Source organism: Streptomyces sp. NPDC058001, assembly GCF_042886315.1.
Lineage (GTDB): Bacteria > Actinomycetota > Actinomycetes > Streptomycetales > Streptomycetaceae > Streptomyces.
In genome coordinates, this window is record NZ_JBHVQT010000012.1 from 264,696 (window position 1) to 280,303 (window position 15,608).

Annotated in this window: 14 protein-coding genes and 1 riboswitch; of the genes, 9 read left to right on the forward strand and 5 right to left on the reverse strand. The window is 69.8% G+C overall.

Annotated features, from left to right (window positions below; genetic code table 11):
• Positions 1-32: 32 nt before the first annotated feature.
• The 7 genes from pyrH (at position 33) to ACFVT5_RS29725 (ending at position 8,163) form a co-directional block, all read left to right on the forward strand.
• Positions 33-809 carry a UMP kinase gene (gene pyrH, locus ACFVT5_RS29695; protein WP_389894301.1) on the forward strand — a complete coding sequence of 259 codons (777 nt, stop codon included), beginning with the start codon at positions 33-35 and terminating at the stop codon, positions 807-809.
• Positions 810-987: 178 nt separating this feature from the next.
• On the forward strand, positions 988-1,545 hold the full coding sequence (frr, locus tag ACFVT5_RS29700) for a ribosome recycling factor (protein WP_389894303.1): 558 nt from the start codon (positions 988-990) through the stop codon (positions 1,543-1,545).
• The gene (locus tag ACFVT5_RS29705; RefSeq protein ID WP_389894305.1) at positions 1,545-2,693 is read left to right on the forward strand and encodes a phosphatidate cytidylyltransferase; all 1,149 of its coding nucleotides are present in this window, start codon (positions 1,545-1,547) and stop codon (positions 2,691-2,693) included. The genes frr and ACFVT5_RS29705 overlap by 1 nt, the downstream gene beginning before the upstream one ends.
• A gap of 200 nt (positions 2,694-2,893) precedes the next feature.
• A complete protein-coding gene (gene rlmN / locus ACFVT5_RS29710; protein WP_389894307.1) occupies positions 2,894-4,000 on the forward strand; it encodes a 23S rRNA (adenine(2503)-C(2))-methyltransferase RlmN in 1,107 nt (368 codons plus the stop codon).
• 116 nt (positions 4,001-4,116) lie between these two features.
• A riboswitch (TPP riboswitch) is annotated at positions 4,117-4,236 on the forward strand.
• 81 nt (positions 4,237-4,317) lie between these two features.
• On the forward strand, positions 4,318-5,412 hold the full coding sequence (locus ACFVT5_RS29715) for a thiamine ABC transporter substrate binding subunit (protein ID WP_389894309.1): 1,095 nt from the start codon (positions 4,318-4,320) through the stop codon (positions 5,410-5,412).
• A 22-nt stretch (positions 5,413-5,434) separates the two neighbouring features.
• A complete protein-coding gene (locus ACFVT5_RS29720; protein WP_389894311.1) occupies positions 5,435-7,072 on the forward strand; it encodes an ABC transporter permease in 1,638 nt (545 codons plus the stop codon).
• Positions 7,072-8,163 (forward strand): ABC transporter ATP-binding protein, encoded by a 1,092-nt coding sequence (locus ACFVT5_RS29725; RefSeq protein WP_389894313.1) that lies wholly within the window; start codon positions 7,072-7,074, stop codon positions 8,161-8,163. The genes ACFVT5_RS29720 and ACFVT5_RS29725 overlap by 1 nt, the downstream gene beginning before the upstream one ends.
• A 7-nt stretch (positions 8,164-8,170) precedes the next feature.
• On the opposite strand, the gene ACFVT5_RS29730 is transcribed toward ACFVT5_RS29725, so the two are convergent.
• The 4 genes from ACFVT5_RS29730 to ACFVT5_RS29745 form a co-directional block, all read right to left on the reverse strand.
• Complete coding sequence (locus ACFVT5_RS29730; RefSeq protein WP_389894315.1) at positions 8,171-9,334, reverse strand: hypothetical protein; 1,164 nt, start codon at positions 9,332-9,334, stop codon at positions 8,171-8,173.
• Positions 9,316-10,050, reverse strand: a complete 735-nt coding sequence (locus ACFVT5_RS29735; RefSeq protein ID WP_389894317.1) for an ABC transporter ATP-binding protein — start codon at positions 10,048-10,050, stop codon at positions 9,316-9,318. The genes ACFVT5_RS29730 and ACFVT5_RS29735 overlap by 19 nt, the downstream gene beginning before the upstream one ends.
• Before the next feature lie 206 nt (positions 10,051-10,256).
• The gene (locus ACFVT5_RS29740) at positions 10,257-11,636 is read right to left on the reverse strand and encodes an aspartate aminotransferase family protein (protein WP_389894319.1); all 1,380 of its coding nucleotides are present in this window, start codon (positions 11,634-11,636) and stop codon (positions 10,257-10,259) included.
• On the reverse strand, positions 11,621-12,133 hold the full coding sequence (locus ACFVT5_RS29745) for an Lrp/AsnC family transcriptional regulator (RefSeq protein WP_389894321.1): 513 nt from the start codon (positions 12,131-12,133) through the stop codon (positions 11,621-11,623). The genes ACFVT5_RS29740 and ACFVT5_RS29745 overlap by 16 nt, the downstream gene beginning before the upstream one ends.
• Before the next feature lie 173 nt (positions 12,134-12,306).
• Between ACFVT5_RS29745 and ACFVT5_RS29750 the strand changes: the two genes are divergently transcribed.
• Both ACFVT5_RS29750 and ACFVT5_RS29755 read left to right on the forward strand, forming a co-directional pair.
• Positions 12,307-13,746 (forward strand): gamma-aminobutyraldehyde dehydrogenase, encoded by a 1,440-nt coding sequence (locus ACFVT5_RS29750; RefSeq protein ID WP_389894323.1) that lies wholly within the window; start codon positions 12,307-12,309, stop codon positions 13,744-13,746.
• A 126-nt stretch (positions 13,747-13,872) separates the two neighbouring features.
• Positions 13,873-15,060, forward strand: a complete 1,188-nt coding sequence (locus tag ACFVT5_RS29755) for an extracellular solute-binding protein (protein ID WP_389894325.1) — start codon at positions 13,873-13,875, stop codon at positions 15,058-15,060.
• Between the two features lie 64 nt (positions 15,061-15,124).
• Here ACFVT5_RS29755 and ACFVT5_RS29760 read toward each other — a convergent pair whose 3' ends face one another.
• Positions 15,125-15,592, reverse strand: a complete 468-nt coding sequence (locus ACFVT5_RS29760) for a hypothetical protein (RefSeq protein ID WP_389894327.1) — start codon at positions 15,590-15,592, stop codon at positions 15,125-15,127.
• Positions 15,593-15,608: the final 16 nt, after the last annotated feature.

The following is a 15,608-nucleotide window of genomic DNA, read 5'->3' on the forward strand; positions in this document are numbered from 1 at the left end:
AAGTGCACCAAGTACAAAGGGGCGAGAACTCCATGACCACCAAAGCCCACGGCGCCGCGAAGGGCGCGAAGAGCGAGGGCGGCACCATCGCCGGGCGCTTTCTGCTGAAGCTGTCAGGAGAGGCGTTCGCCGGCGGCGGGGGACTGGGCGTCGACCCCGACGTGGTGCACAAAATCGCTCGCGAGATCGCCGCCGTCGTCCGCGACGGCGCCGAGATCGCCGTCGTCATCGGCGGCGGCAACTTCTTCCGCGGCGCCGAACTCCAGCAGCGCGGCATGGACCGGGCCCGCTCCGACTACATGGGCATGCTCGGCACCGTCATGAACTGCCTCGCCCTCCAGGACTTCCTGGAGAAGGAAGGCATCGACTCACGCGTGCAGACCGCCATCACCATGGGACAGGTCGCCGAGCCCTACATCCCGCTGCGCGCCGTACGGCACCTGGAGAAGGGCCGCGTCGTCATCTTCGGCGCCGGGATGGGCATGCCGTACTTCTCCACCGACACCACCGCCGCCCAGCGCGCCCTGGAGATCGACGCCGAGGCGCTCCTCATGGGCAAGAACGGCGTGGACGGGGTCTACGACTCCGACCCCAAGACCAACCCCGACGCGGTGAAGTTCGACGCGCTCGGCTACGCCGAGGTCATCACCCGGGACCTCAAGGTCGCCGACGCCACCGCGGTCACCCTCTGCCGGGACAACAAGCTGCCCATCCTCGTCTTCGAACTCCTCACCGAAGGCAATATCGCCCGCGCGGTCAAGGGTGAGAAGATCGGCACGCTCGTGGGCGACCAGGGCACCCGGACCTGACCCCGAGGCCGCCCTGGACGGATCCGGCAGCACCTTCGACGGATCCTGGAGGGACCCGGGGACCGACCCGGAGGGATGGACAAAGCCCTGCCGGTCGGGAACCGTGCAGGAACAGACACGACGCAGCCGGCCGCCGCCCACGGGAGCCGGGCCTACTCAAGACACGCAGGAGCAAGTGGTGATCGAAGAGACCCTCCTTGAAGCCGAGGAGAAGATGGAGAAGGCCGTCGTGGTCGCCAAGGAGGACTTCGCCGCGATCCGCACCGGCCGTGCGCACCCGGCGATGTTCAACAAGATCGTGGCCGACTACTACGGCGCGATGACGCCGATCAACCAGCTGGCCTCGTTCTCTGTGCCCGAGCCGCGTATGGCCATCGTGACCCCGTTCGACAAGAGCGCGCTGCGCAATATCGAGCAGGCGATCCGTGACTCGGACCTCGGTGTCAACCCGAGCAACGACGGAAACATCATTCGGGTGAACTTCCCCGAGCTGACCGAAGAGCGCCGCAGGGACTACATCAAGGTCGCCCGGACCAAGAGCGAGGACGCCAAGATCTCGATCCGCGCCGTGCGCCGCAAGGCCAAGGAGACCATCGACAAGCTGATCAAGGACGGCGAGGTCGGCGAGGACGAGGGCCGCCGTGGCGAGAAGGAGCTGGACGACACCACCGCCAAGCATGTCGCCCAGGTGGACGAGCTGCTGAAGCACAAGGAAGCCGAGCTGCTCGAAGTCTGATGAACGACTCTTCCTGGGGCGCGCCGTCGCAGGCCGGGTACGCCGGACCATGGGCCCCGGCAGACCGGGGACCCGCCCGGGGGGCGGCCCCGGCGGGTCCTGCATACGATGCGCATGACGCCCTGCATCCATCAGAAACGCGGCCCATGCCCACCGTGCCCGACATACCCGCGACCGGCGGGAACCAGGACGACGACCGGGGGGCCGCTCGGCTGAGCGGCCCCCCGGTCCGCGACGACAGCCCCCACCTGTCACCGCCGCCGGTGACGCCGCACAGGTCACAGGAGCCCATGCCCAGCGCCCCCCAGCCGCCGTCCCCCGCACCGCAGAAGAAGAGCGCGGGACGTGACCTGGGCGCGGCCATAGGAGTCGGCGTCGGCCTCGGCGCGGTGATCGCCGCGTCCCTGTTCATCGTCAAGGCCGTGTTCGTCGGCGTCGTCGCCGTCGCCGTCGTCGTCGGCCTGTGGGAGCTGACCTCGCGGCTCAAGGAGCGCAAAGGCATCAACGCGCCCCTCGTCCCGCTCGCCGTCGGCGGCGCCGCGATGGTCGTCGCCGGGTACGCGCGCGGTGCCGAGGGCGCCTGGGTCGCAATGGCGCTCACCGCGCTCGCGGTGCTCGTCTGGCGGATGACGGAACCGCCCGACGGCTATCTGAAGGACGTCACGGCAGGCGTCTTCGCGGCGTTCTACGTGCCGTTCCTCGCGACCTTCGTGTCGATGATGCTCACCGCCCAGGACGGGCCCCAGCGGGTGCTGACCTTCCTGGTCCTGACCGTCGTCAGCGACACCGGCGCCTATGCCATCGGCTGGCGCTTCGGCAAGCACAAGCTCGCCCCGCGCATCAGCCCCGGCAAGACCCGCGAGGGCCTGGTCGGCGCCGTCACCTTCGCGATGGCGGCCGGCGCGGTCTGTATGCACTTCCTCATCGACGACGGCACCTGGTGGCAGGGGCTGCTGCTCGGCCTCGCCGTCGCGGCCAGCGCCACACTCGGCGACCTCGGTGAGTCGATGATCAAGCGGGACCTCGGCATCAAGGACATGGGCACGGTGCTGCCGGGGCACGGCGGGATCATGGACCGCCTCGACTCACTGCTCCCGACGGCGCCCGTGGTGTGGCTGCTGTTGGTGATCTTCGTGGGTTCCGCGTGAGCGCTCCGCGCGGATCGGCGTGAGCGGGCCGCGCGGCATGTCGTGAGCTGATCACGGGTTGCCGAGAGGCGCCTGACCTGCGCATTTCCCGGCCAGATCCCCACCAGATCCCGTCCAGGTTCCGGCCAGTTCCCGTCCGGGGGCTCGTTGTCCACAGGGTGGCGAGCCCCTTCTCGTATCTCTGCGACACTGGTACGACCATGCCTGTACCCGGAGAACTCACTTTCGTCGCGCCCCGCGGAGCCAAGAAGCCGCCGCGGCATCTCGCCGATCTCACGCCTGCCGAGCGCAGGGAAGCCGTCGCCGCGACCGGTGAGAAGCCGTTTCGCGCCAAGCAGCTCTCGCAGCACTACTTCGCGCGGTATGCCCACGATCCCGAGCAGTGGACGGACATCCCCGCGGCGTCGCGCGGCAAGCTCCAGGAAGCGCTGCTGCCGGAGCTGATGTCCGTCGTGCGGCACATCAGCTGCGACGACGACGCCACCCGCAAGACCCTGTGGCGGCTGCACGACGGCACGCTGGTCGAATCCGTCCTGATGCGCTATCCGGACCGGGTCACCATGTGCGTCTCCTCGCAGGCCGGCTGCGGCATGAACTGCCCGTTCTGCGCCACCGGACAGGCCGGGCTGGACCGCAATCTGTCGACCGCCGAGATCGTGCACCAGATCGTCGACGGCATGCGCGCGCTGCGCGACGGCGAGGTGCCCGGCGGCCAGGACCGGCTGTCCAACATCGTCTTCATGGGCATGGGCGAGCCGCTCGCCAACTACAACCGCGTCGTCGGCGCCATCCGCCGACTCACGGACCCCGAGCCCGACGGCCTCGGTATCTCCCAGCGCGGCATCACGGTCTCCACGGTCGGCCTGGTCCCCGCGATGGTCCGGTTCGCCGACGAGGGCTTCAAGTGCCGCCTCGCCGTGTCGCTGCACGCGCCCGACGACGAGCTGCGCGACACCCTCGTCCCCGTCAACACCCGCTGGAAGGTACGCGAAGTCCTCGACGCGGCCTGGGAGTACGGCGAGAGGTCGGGCCGCCGCATCTCCATCGAGTACGCGCTGATCCGCGACATCAACGACCAGGCGTGGCGCGGCGACCGGCTCGGACGGCTCCTCAAGGGCAAGCGGGTGCACGTCAATCTGATCCCGCTGAACCCGACGCCCGGCTCCAAGTGGACGGCGTCCCGCCCGGCGGACGAGAAGGCGTTCATCGAGGCCATCGCCGCGCACGGCGTGCCGGTCACCGTCCGGGACACCCGTGGCCAGGAGATCGACGGCGCCTGCGGTCAACTGGCGGCTTCCGAAAGGTAGACGGTGCCGATGCGTGTCACCGCCCCGGCCCGCTGAACCCGTTGAACCGGTGCCGGACCTCCCGGAGACGTGCCGGTGAACGCTACGGGTACCCTGGGGCCGGTACGTACATCTTCATATTCCGACAGGGGAGCGCCACAGCGCTGAGAGTGCGGCAGCCGGGGAAACCGGTGGGCCGCAGACCCTCTGAACCTCGCCCGGGTCATTCCGGGTAGGAAGTTCGGTCACCACTCCAGCTGTTGCGCCCTGCCCGCGAACCCGAAAGGTCGCGGGCAGGGCCGCGTCTCTTCCTGGTCCACTCCAGGAGGAATTCTTCAGTGAGCACCATCAGGAAGTTCTCGGTCGCCGCCCTGGCGACCGGTCTCGGTATCGGCGCGCTCGCCGCGTGCGGTGGCGGATCCGGTGACAGCGCGTCGGACGGCGGCTCCGGGTCCAAGACGGTGACGCTCGTCAGCCATGACTCCTTCGCCGCGTCGAAGAGCGTGCTGAAGGAGTTCGAGAAGCAGTCCGGCTACCAGGTGAAGGTCCTTGAGGACGGCGACGCGGGACAGGCCGTCAACAAGGCGATCCTCACCAAGGACAACCCGCAGGGCGATGTCTTCTTCGGCGTCGACAACACCCTGCTGTCCCGCGCCCTCGACAACGGTCTCTTCCAGCCGTACGAGGCCCAGGAAGCCGACCGGATCCGGCCGGAGTACCGCGCCGACCAGGCCGGGCACCGGGTGACCCCCATCGACTCCGGCGACATCTGCGTCAACTACGACAAGAAGTACTTCACCGACCACGAACTCGCGCCGCCGCAGTCCCTGGACGACCTCACGAAGCCCGCGTACAAGAACCTCCTCGTCACCGAGAACGCGTCCACCTCCTCGCCCGGTCTCGGCTTCCTGCTCGGTACCGCCGCGCAGTTCGGCGACCAGGGGTGGCAGGACTACTGGAACAAGCTGAAGGGCAACGGCCTCAAGGTCGTCGACGGCTGGGAACAGGCGTACAACGAGGAGTTCTCCGGGTCGGCCGGCGGCAAGAAGGCCGGCGGCGACCGTCCGCTGGTCGTCTCGTACGCGTCGTCGCCGCCCGTCGAGGCCATCTACGCGCAGCCGCAGCCGAAGGAGGCACCCACCGGTGTCGCCACGGGCACCTGCTTCCGACAGGTCGAGTACGCGGGTCTGCTGAGCAACGCCAAGAACCCGGCAGGCGGCAAGGCCCTCCTCGACTTCATGATCGGCAAGGAGTTCCAGGAGGACATGCCGCTCAACATGTTCGTGGACCCGGTGCGCGAAGGCGCACAGCCTCCAGCCGACTTCGCCAAGTACGCGGTGGAGATCAAGGACCCGCACACCATGGCGCCCGACAAGATCGCCGCCAACCGTGACCAGTGGGTCAAGTCGTGGACAGCTCTCGTACTCAAGTGACGTGAACAGCTCCCGTACTGAAGTGAGGGGAAACGCGACCCGGCTCGGTCTGCTCGCCGTGCCGGTCGCGTTCTTCGCGCTGTTCTTCGCCTACCCCGTCACGGCGATCGTGGCCCGTGGTCTCAAGGTCGACGGGGTGTGGCGGCCGGGGCGGATCGGCGAGGTGCTCGCCCAGTCCGACATCCAGCACGTGCTGTGGTTCACGACCTGGCAGGCCCTCGCGTCGACCGGGCTGACCCTGCTGATCGGGCTGCCGGGCGCCTATGTCTTCGCCCGGTTCGCGTTTCCCGGCAAGCAGGTGCTGCGGGCCGTCGTCACCGTGCCGTTCGTGCTGCCCACGGTCGTCGTGGGCACCGCCTTCCTGGCCCTGCTCGGCCGTGGCGGTCTCCTCGACGGGCTGGTCGGGGTGCGCCTCGACACGACGGTGTGGGCGATCCTGCTCGCGCATGTCTTCTTCAACTACGCCGTGGTCGTGCGCACGGTCGGCGGTCTGTGGTCCCAACTCAACCCCCGCCAGGAGGAGGCCGCGCGCGTCCTCGGCGCCTCGCGGTTCACCGCCTGGCGCACGACGACGCTGCCCGCGCTCGCGCCCGCCGTCGCCGCGGCGGCGCTCATGGTGTTCCTGTTCACCTTCACCTCCTTCGGTGTGGTGCAGATCCTCGGCGGGCCCGGCTTCTCCACCCTCGAAGTGGAGATCTACCGGCAGACCTCGCAGATCTTCGACCTGGCCACGGCCGCCGTGCTCACGCTGGTGCAGTTCGCCGCGGTCGGCCTGATCCTCGCCGTGCACGCCTGGACCCTGCGCCGCCGCGAGACCGCGCTGCGGCTCGTCGACGCCGCCACGACCGCCCGCCGCCCGCGCGGCGCCGGACAGTGGGCTCTCCTCGGCGGCGTCCTGCTCACCGTCACGGCGCTGATCCTGGTGCCGCTCGGCGTGCTGATCCAGCGGTCCTTCGACGGGCCCGACGGCTTCGGCCTCACGTACTACCGGGCGCTGACATCGGCCGACGGCGGCATCTTCCTGGTGGCACCCGTGCACGCCATCGGCAACTCCCTCCTGTACGCGCTCGCGGCCACCGCCATCGCTCTCGTCGTCGGAGGACTGGCCGCCGCCGCCCTGACCCGCCGCGCGGGCCGTCTCGTACGGGGCTTCGACGCGCTGTTGATGCTGCCGCTCGGGGTGTCCGCCGTAACCGTCGGCTTCGGGTTCCTCATCACGCTCGACACACCGCCGCTCGATCTGCGGACCTCCTGGATCCTGGTGCCGCTCGCCCAGGCCCTGGTCGGTGTGCCGTTCGTCGTACGGACCATGCTGCCGGTGCTGCGCGCGGTCGACGGGCGGCTGCGGGAGGCCGCCGCCGTGCTCGGTGCCTCACCGCTGCGGGCCTGGCGCGAGGTGGATCTGCCGATGGTGCGGCGCGCGCTGCTGATCGCGGCCGGGTTCGCCTTCGCGGTGTCCTTGGGCGAGTTCGGGGCGACCGTCTTCATCGCCCGCCCCGACAACCCGACCCTGCCGGTCGCCGTCGCCCGGCTCCTCGGCCGCGCCGGGGACCTCAACTACGGCCAGGCGATGGCTCTTTCGACCCTTCTGATGGCGGTGTGCGCGGTGTCCCTGCTGCTCCTGGAACGCATCCGGACCGATCACACGGGGGAGTTCTGATGACGCTCAGCCTCGATGCCGCGACCGTCCGGTTCGGTGACCGGCTCGCCCTCGACGGCGTGCGGCTCGATGTCGCCGAGCACGAGGTCGTGTGCGTACTGGGCCCCAGCGGCAGCGGCAAGTCGACGCTGCTCCGCGCGGTGGCCGGGCTCCAGGACCTCGACGCGGGCCGGGTCCTCCTGGGCGGCCGGGACCAGACCCGGGTGCCCGCGCACAAGCGGGGCGTCGGGCTGATGTTCCAGGACCACCAGCTCTTCGCACACCGGGACGTCGGCGGCAATGTCGCCTTCGGGCTGCGGATGCGTGGCGCCGCACGGTCCGAACAGGGCCCACGCGTCGAGGAGTTGCTGTCCCTGGTCGGCCTGCCCGGCGCCGGTGGGCGCGCGATCGGCACGCTGTCCGGGGGTGAACAGCAGCGGGTCGCGCTGGCCCGCGCGCTCGCCCCGAGCCCCCGGGTGCTGCTGCTCGACGAGCCGCTCGGTCAGCTCGACCGGACCCTGCGCGAACGGCTCGTGGTCGAACTGCGGGAACTCTTCGGCACGTTGGGCACCACCGTGCTCGCCGTCACGCACGACCAGGGGGAGGCGTTCGCGCTGGCCGACCGGGTCGTGGTGATGCGCGAGGGGCGCGTCGCGCAGAACGGTACGCCGCTGGAGGTGTGGCAGCGGCCCGCCGACGAGTTCGTGGCCCGTTTCCTCGGCTTCGACAACGTCACCGACGCGACGGTGGCGGGCGAACGGGCCGACACACCCTGGGGCAAGGTACCGGTCCCCGCCGGAGCGCCCCAGGGAGCCCGTCAGGTGCTGGTGCGCCCGGCCGGAGTGCGGCTCGTATCCGAACGCGATGGCCTGGCCTGCACGGTGACCGCCCGTACCTTCCGCGGCACCCATGTCGCCGTCCACCTCCGGCCCGCGCACGGGCCGCGCCTGGAGGCGGCCTGCGGACTGCGCGACGCGCCGGAACCGGGGGACCGGGTCGGGGTCACCTTCGACGCGACGGAGGTCGTCGTCCTGGGCCGGGACCCGAAATCCGACCCCGACCCCGAACTCGACCCCGACTCCGACCCCGCCCCCAACCCCGTCCCGTCCTGACCGGCACTCAGCTCGTCAGCGGTGCCGCCGCCAGTTCCGCGATCATCCAGGTCAGCGGTCCGAACAGCAGCAGCAGCGCGCCCACGCGCAGGGCGACGGCCGTCCGGAGCACCGTGGCCGGCGCCCCCAGCCGCAGCAGTGCCGCCGTCGTGTGCGAGCGCGCGTGCTTGGCCTCGACCGACGCCATCGCCAGTGTCGCGAGCGCGCAGCCCACGACGAGCAGCGCGCCGAGCGTGCTCAGCGGACCGGTGTCCGGCTCGTTCCCGGTGTACAGCGTGGCGGCGGCGAACGCCCCCGACGCCACCGCGCAGACCACACCCAGCGGGCGCCCGATGCGGACCGCCTCCTGTTGGAGGACCCGGCCCCCGAGCAGCCGTACCGCGCCCGGCTTCCCCGCCTGGAGCAGCCGCCCGCACTGGTACGTCAGACCGGGCCCGGCGAGCGCCAGACCCACCGCCGTGACCGCCCAGCCCACCAGGACGCCCAGGGAACTGCCCGCGAGCCCGCCGGGCAACGGCAGCCCGGGGGCCGCGCCGGTCCGGCCCGCGTAGGTCTCGACGGAGAGGCCCGCCGCGAGGAGCGCCACGCCCCAGGGCAGTCCGGCCGGTACGCCGGCCGGGGCGTCGGGCCGGTCCGGGTCGTCCGGGTCGGCGACCTTGACCGGCCGGGGACGCAGCACCACGGCGGTGGTCACGGACGCGGCGATCGGTACCAGGGCGAGCAGGGTGAGCGTCCCGGCGACCGGCAGCTCCCAGCCGGCGGCGAGCAGCCCGGACGCGGCGCCGTCGAACGGCAGTCCCGTCCCGGCACCGCGCAGATGCAGGAAGAGCAGCAGTGCCACGATCGAGCCGACCGCGCAGGCCATCGCGGTCGACACGGCCGCGAGGACCGTCCGCTGGACGGGCCCGAGCCCCACCGCGGACAGTCCGGGGCGCGGCCGGGTCGCCGGGTCGGTACGGGCGACGGAGACCGCCAGGTACACGGTCGCGGCGAGCGGGGCGACGCACCAGGCGAGCCGGAGCGAGGAGCCGGGGGCCGCCTCGGGGTGCCCGAGCGCGTAGCCGAGCGTGCACAGGAACAGGAAGCCGGTACCCGCCGAAGCCGTCGCGACCAGGAGTCTGCGCGCCTGGACCGAGGGGCGGGCGCCGCGCGTCAGACGGAGAGCGAGCACGCGGTCCGGCCCTCCACCTCGACGGCGGGCAGATGGACCGTGGTGACGCGTCGCCCGTCGAGCAGCGAGACGGTCCGGTCGGCCAGCGCGGCCGTGTCCGGGTCGTGGGTCGCGAGGACCACGGTGATGCCGTGCGAGCGCGCCGCGCTCATCAGCGTCCGCAGCACATGGGCACGGTCGGCGCGGTGCAGGGGAGCGGTCGGCTCGTCCGCGAACACCACGGACGGCTTGGCGACCAGGGCCCGCGCGAAGGCGACCCGCTGCCGCTGGGCCTGAAGCAGGGCGTGCGGACGCTTACGGGCGATATGGCCGATGTCCAGCCGCTCCAGCCACTCCGTCGCCGCGGTCTTCGCGGCCCGGCGCGAGGTGCCGGCCAGCATCAGGGGCAGCGCGGCGTTCTCCCACGCGGTCAGCTCGGGGACGAGTCCCGGCCGCGGGTCGATCCAGCCGAACCGGTCACGGCGCAGCCGGTCGCGGACCATCGTGCTCATGGTGTGCAGGGGCGTGCTGTTGAACCACACCTCGCCCTGCTGGGGCAGCAACTGCCCGGACAGGCACCGCAGAAGCGTCGACTTCCCGCTGCCGCGCGGGCCGCTGACGGCGAGGATCTCGCCCTCGCGGACACCGAGCGAGACGCCCGTGAGCGCGGGCGAGCCGCTGTGCGAGAAGTGCAGGGCGCGAGCCCAGAGCACATCGTTGTCCGGCGGGGCCTCCATGGCGAACACCTCGGTTCCGTTCAGTTCCGCTCCCCAGATCCGCTCCCTCGTACGGGGGAACGAAGGAGGGGCCGATCGGTCACTGGGCACCGTAGGGAGTCGCGGCCGGGGTCCTGGGAAGCACACGGCCCGTGCGCACCCTTCTCACTCGAATGGGCGCGCACGGGCCGTTGCCGTTACAGCTGATCGGATCAGAGCAGCTCGGATCAGAGCAGGGTCCACGCCTCCGTGAGGACGTCGCGGACGATCTGCTCGATCTCGTCGAAGGTGGACTGGTCCGAGATCAGCGGCGGCGAGAGCTGGATGACCGGGTCGCCACGGTCGTCGGCCCGGCAGTACAGGCCGTTCTCGAACAGCTTCTTGGAGACATGGCCGTAGAGGATCCGCTCGGACTCCTCGTCGTTGAAGGACTCCTTGGTGGCCTTGTCCTTCACCAGCTCGATGCCGTAGAAGAAGCCGTTGCCGCGGACGTCGCCGACGATCGGCAGGTCGTGCAGCTTCTGGAGGGTGGACAGGAACGCGCCCTCGTTCTCCAGGACGTGCTTGTTCAGGCCCTCCCGCTCGAACAGGTCGAGGTTGGCGAGCGCGACCGCAGCCGAGACCGGGTGCCCGCCGAAGGTGTAGCCGTGCAGGAAGGTGTTGTCGCCCTTGTAGAACGGCTCGGCGATCCGGTCCGAGACGATGCAGGCGCCGATCGGGGAGTAGCCCGAGGTCATGCCCTTGGCGCAGGTGATCATGTCCGGGACATAGCCGAACTTGTCGCAGCCGAACATCGTGCCGAGGCGGCCGAAGGCGCAGATGACCTCGTCCGAGACGAGCAGCACGTCGTACTGGTCGCAGATCTCACGGACCCGCTGGAAGTAGCCGGGCGGCGGCGGGAAGCAGCCGCCCGCGTTCTGTACGGGCTCCAGGAACACCGCGGCGACGGTCTCCGGGCCCTCGAAGAGGATCTCCTGCTCGATCTGGTCGGCGGCCCAGCGGCCGTACGCCTCGGGGTCGTCGCCGTGGATCGGGGCGCGGTAGATGTTGGTGTTCGGCACCTTGTGCGCGCCGGGGACCAGCGGCTCGAAGGGCGCCTTCAGGGCGGGCAGGCCGGTGATGGACAGGGCGCCCTGCGGGGTGCCGTGGTAGGCCACCGCGCGGGAGATCACCTTGTACTTGGTGTGCTTGCCCTGGAGCTTGAAGTACTGCTTGGCGAGCTTCCAGGCGGTCTCCACGGCCTCACCGCCACCGGTGGTGAAGAAGACCTTGTTCAGGTCGCCGGGCGCGTGGTGCGCCAGTCGCTCCGCCAGCTCGATCGCCTTGGGGTGCGCGTACGACCACACCGGGAAGAAGGCGAGTTCCTGCGCCTGCTTGAAGGCGGTCTCCGCCAGCTCGGTGCGGCCGTGCCCGGCCTGGACGACGAACAGACCCGCGAGGCCGTCGAGGTAGCGCTTTCCCTTGTCGTCGTAGATGTAGGTGCCCTCGCCACGCACGATGGTGGGAACGGGCGCGTTCTCGTACGACGACATGCGCGTGAAGTGCATCCACAGGTGGTCGTACGCGGTTCGGCTGAGGTCCTTGCTCACGGCTATCGGGTTCCCCACATATAGGTCTGCTTCTTGAGCTTCAGGTAGACGAAGCTTTCGGTGGAGCGCACCCCGGGAAGGGCCCGGATGCGTTTGTTGATGACCTCCAGGAGGTGGTCGTCGTCCTCGCAGACGATCTCCACCAGGAGGTCGAACGAGCCCGCGGTCATCACCACGTACTCGACTTCGGCCATCTCCGTCAGCACATCGGCCACGGGTTCCAGATCGCCCTCGACATTGATGCCGACCATCGCCTGTCTGCGGAAGCCCACGGTGAGCGGGTCCGTGACGGCGACGATCTGCATCACGTTCTGGTCGAGCAGCTTCTGGACGCGCTGGCGCACGGCCGCCTCGGAGAGGCCCACCGCCTTGCCGATGGCGGCGTACGGCCGGCGGCCGTCTTCCTGAAGCTGTTCGATGATGGCGAGGGAGACGGCGTCAAGCTGAGGAGTGCCGTTCCCGTTCCTGGAGTCCCTGGGGTCTGCGCTGCGACTGGCCACCAGCTCACTGTGCACGAGGTCTCGTCGGTTCCGCAAGGCTCAATCGATGAAATTCGTTGTTTGAGACTTCCGGTGTCACGGATTTCGTAGTGAGTGCTCTCCAGGTATGTTGAAAGCGTTAGTCACTCACTAGCATCCGACTAGGGTGGGTGTCTCACCCATCGGACATCTGACTGGAGGGCCTGGCAGTGACCACCGAGTTGCGTCGTCTGCGTAATTACATCGACGGAGAGTTCCGGGACGCCGCCGACGGCCGGACCACCGAGGTGGTCAACCCCGCCACGGGAGAGGCGTACGCCACGGCGCCGCTGTCCGGGCCGGCGGACGTCGACGCGGCCATGGCCGCGGCCGAGGCGGCTTTCCCCGCCTGGCGCGACCTCACCCCCAGTGAGCGCCAGAAGGCGCTGCTCAAGATCGCGGACGCGTTCGAGGAGCGGGCCGAGGAACTCATCGCGGCCGAGGTCGAGAACACCGGCAAGCCGGTCGGGCTCACCCGTAGCGAAGAGATCCCGCCCATGGTCGACCAGATCCGCTTCTTCGCGGGCGCCGCCCGCATGCTCGAAGGCCGCTCGGCCGGCGAGTACATGGAGGGTCTGACCTCGATCGTGCGGCGCGAGCCCATCGGCGTCTGCGCCCAGGTCGCCCCCTGGAACTACCCCATGATGATGGCGGTCTGGAAGTTCGCCCCCGCGCTCGCCGCGGGCAACACCGTCGTCCTCAAGCCCTCCGACACCACCCCGGCGTCGACCGCTCTGATGGCCGAGATCATCGGCTCGATCGTCCCCAAGGGTGTCTTCAACGTCATCTGCGGCGACCGTGACACCGGCCGCGCGATGGTCGAGCACCCCACGCCCGCGATGGCCTCCATCACCGGTTCGGTACGGGCGGGCATGTCCGTCGCCGAGTCCGCCTCCAAGGACCTCAAGCGGGTCCACCTGGAGCTGGGCGGCAAGGCACCGGTCGTCGTGTTCGAGGACACCGACATCGCCAAGGCCGTCGAGGACATCTCAGTCGCCGGCTTCTTCAACGCCGGTCAGGACTGCACCGCCGCCACACGCGTGCTCGTCCACGAGTCCATCCACGACGAGTTCGTCCAGGCGCTCGCCAAGGCGGCGGCCGAGACCAAGACCGGTCAGCCGGACGACGAGGACGTGCTGTACGGCCCGCTGAACAACCCCAACCAGCTCGCGCAGGTCTCCGGTTTCATCGACCGGCTGCCCGCGCACGCCAAGGTCGAGTCGGGTGGCCACCGCGTCGGCGAGAAGGGCTTCTTCTACGCCCCGACCGTCGTCTCGGGCCTCAAGCAGGACGACGAGATCATCCAGAACGAGGTCTTCGGCCCCGTCATCACCGTCCAGCCCTTCACGGACGAGGCCCAGGCCGTGGCATACGCGAACGGTGTGGACTACGCCCTCGCGTCCTCGGTGTGGACGAAGGACCACGCGCGCGCGATGCGTATGTCCAAGGTCCTCGACTTCGGCTGTGTGTGGATCAACACGCACATCCCGCTGGTCGCCGAGATGCCGCACGGTGGCTTCAAGAAGTCCGGCTACGGCAAGGACCTGTCGGGGTACGGCTTCGATGACTACACGCGCATCAAGCACGTCATGACGTCGATCGAGGGCTGACGCTCTCGGAGGCTTTCGGACGCTTTCGGGTCGAGGGCTGAGGCTTTCCGAACGACCAGTTCGCGGGGCGGGCAGTGGACACCTTGTCCATTGCCCGCCCCGCCGCTCCTCGGGGAGGGTGGACGCATGGTGGATCACGCGCGTCACGCGCTGTCACGTCGTACCGTGCTGAGATCCCTCGGCACCGCCGGGGCCCTGGCCGCAGTCGCCGGTTGCGGGGTGCCCGCCGCGTACATCGCGCCGGGGGACCGGGCCGGGGACGACCGCTCGGCGGACGACAAGCGGCTGACCTTCGCCAACTGGCCGCTGTACATCGACGTCGACGACGACGATCCCGGCAAACGGCCCACCCTCGCCGCCTTCCAGAAGGAGACCGGCATCTCGGTGAAGTACACCGAGGAGATCAACGACAACGACGAGTTCTTCGGGAAGATCAGCCCTTCGCTGATGAACCACCAGCGCACCGGGCGCGACCTGATCGTCATCAGTGACTGGATGTGCGCCCGTTTCGTACGGCTCGGCTGGGTGCAGGAGATGGACCGGTCCCGGCAGCCCAACGTCACCCGCTACCTCGATCCGCTGCTGCGTTCCCCGCACTTCGACCCGGGCCGCAAGTGCACCGTGCCCTGGCAGTCCGGCATCACCGGCATCGCGTACAACAAGCGCCGGCTCGGCCGGGAGATCCGGCATGTGTCCGATCTGTGGGCCGACGACCTGAAGGGCCGTGTCACGCTGCTGTCCGGCCTGGACGAGGCGTTCGCGCTGCTGATGCAGGGCAACGGGGTCGACATCACCCGGTGGAAGGCCGCCGACTTCGACCAGGTCTGCGAGCAGGTCGACAAGCTGGTGCGCACGAAGCACATCCGCCGCTTCACCGGCAACGACTACATCAAGGACCTCGCCGGCGGCGACGTCCTCGCCTGTCAGGCGTACTCCGGCGATGTCATCCAACTCCAGGCGGACGACCCGGACATCGAGTTCGTGGTGCCCGAGGAGGGCGCCGAACTCTGGTCGGAGTCGCTGATGATCCCCAACCTGGCGGTCCACAAGGGCAACGCGGAAGAACTCGTGGACTACTACTACGAGCCCGAGGTCGCCGCCGAACTCACCGCCTGGGTCAACTACGTCTGCCCGGTGCCCGCCGCCCGCGATGTGCTCGCCTCCTCGAAGGACAAGGACCTCGCCGCCCTCGCCGACGACCCGCTGATCTTCCCGGACGACGCCATGCGCGACCGCCTCGCGATTGCCCGGGACATCACGCCCAGTGAGCGCGTGGAGTTCTCGAAGCGGTGGAACGTGATCGCGGGGCTGTAGCAGTGGGCGCGTGCCGCGTGTGTGACCGCTCGCCCACGGGCTCAGGGGCGCGGGGCCCATCCGCTCAGGAGCGGCGTCCGCGCAGCGCTCGCCAGGTGTCGCCGACCGCGTCCGCGGTCCGCAGCCACCAGCCCTCCAGCTTGTTCCGCACAGTTGTCAGCACGTTCCGCCACTTGAACCACGCCGGCAGCTTCCGGAACGGCACGAAGGTGAGCGTGTCCCTGATGGCGTCCTCGGCGAAGCCGCCGGGGCCCTCGGTACGCAGCGCGGCGTACAGCTCGGGTGTCAGCTCGCCGTTGAGCCGTGCCACGATGCCCGCCGCCGTGAACGCGAACTGCCGTTGCGCGGCGTCCGGCAGCCGCATCGCCCTGACGATCCGGGGCGATGCCTCGGCCGGCGGGCGCGTGAAGGCCAACCCGATCACCGCCGTGCCGAGGTGGCGCTCACCGCGCTCGAACGCGGCGTCGACGGCGGCCGGATCGTCGATGTGCGACAGGCCCTCGCCGCTTTCCCAATCGTATTCGGAAGCCATACCGGCCCTTCGTCCG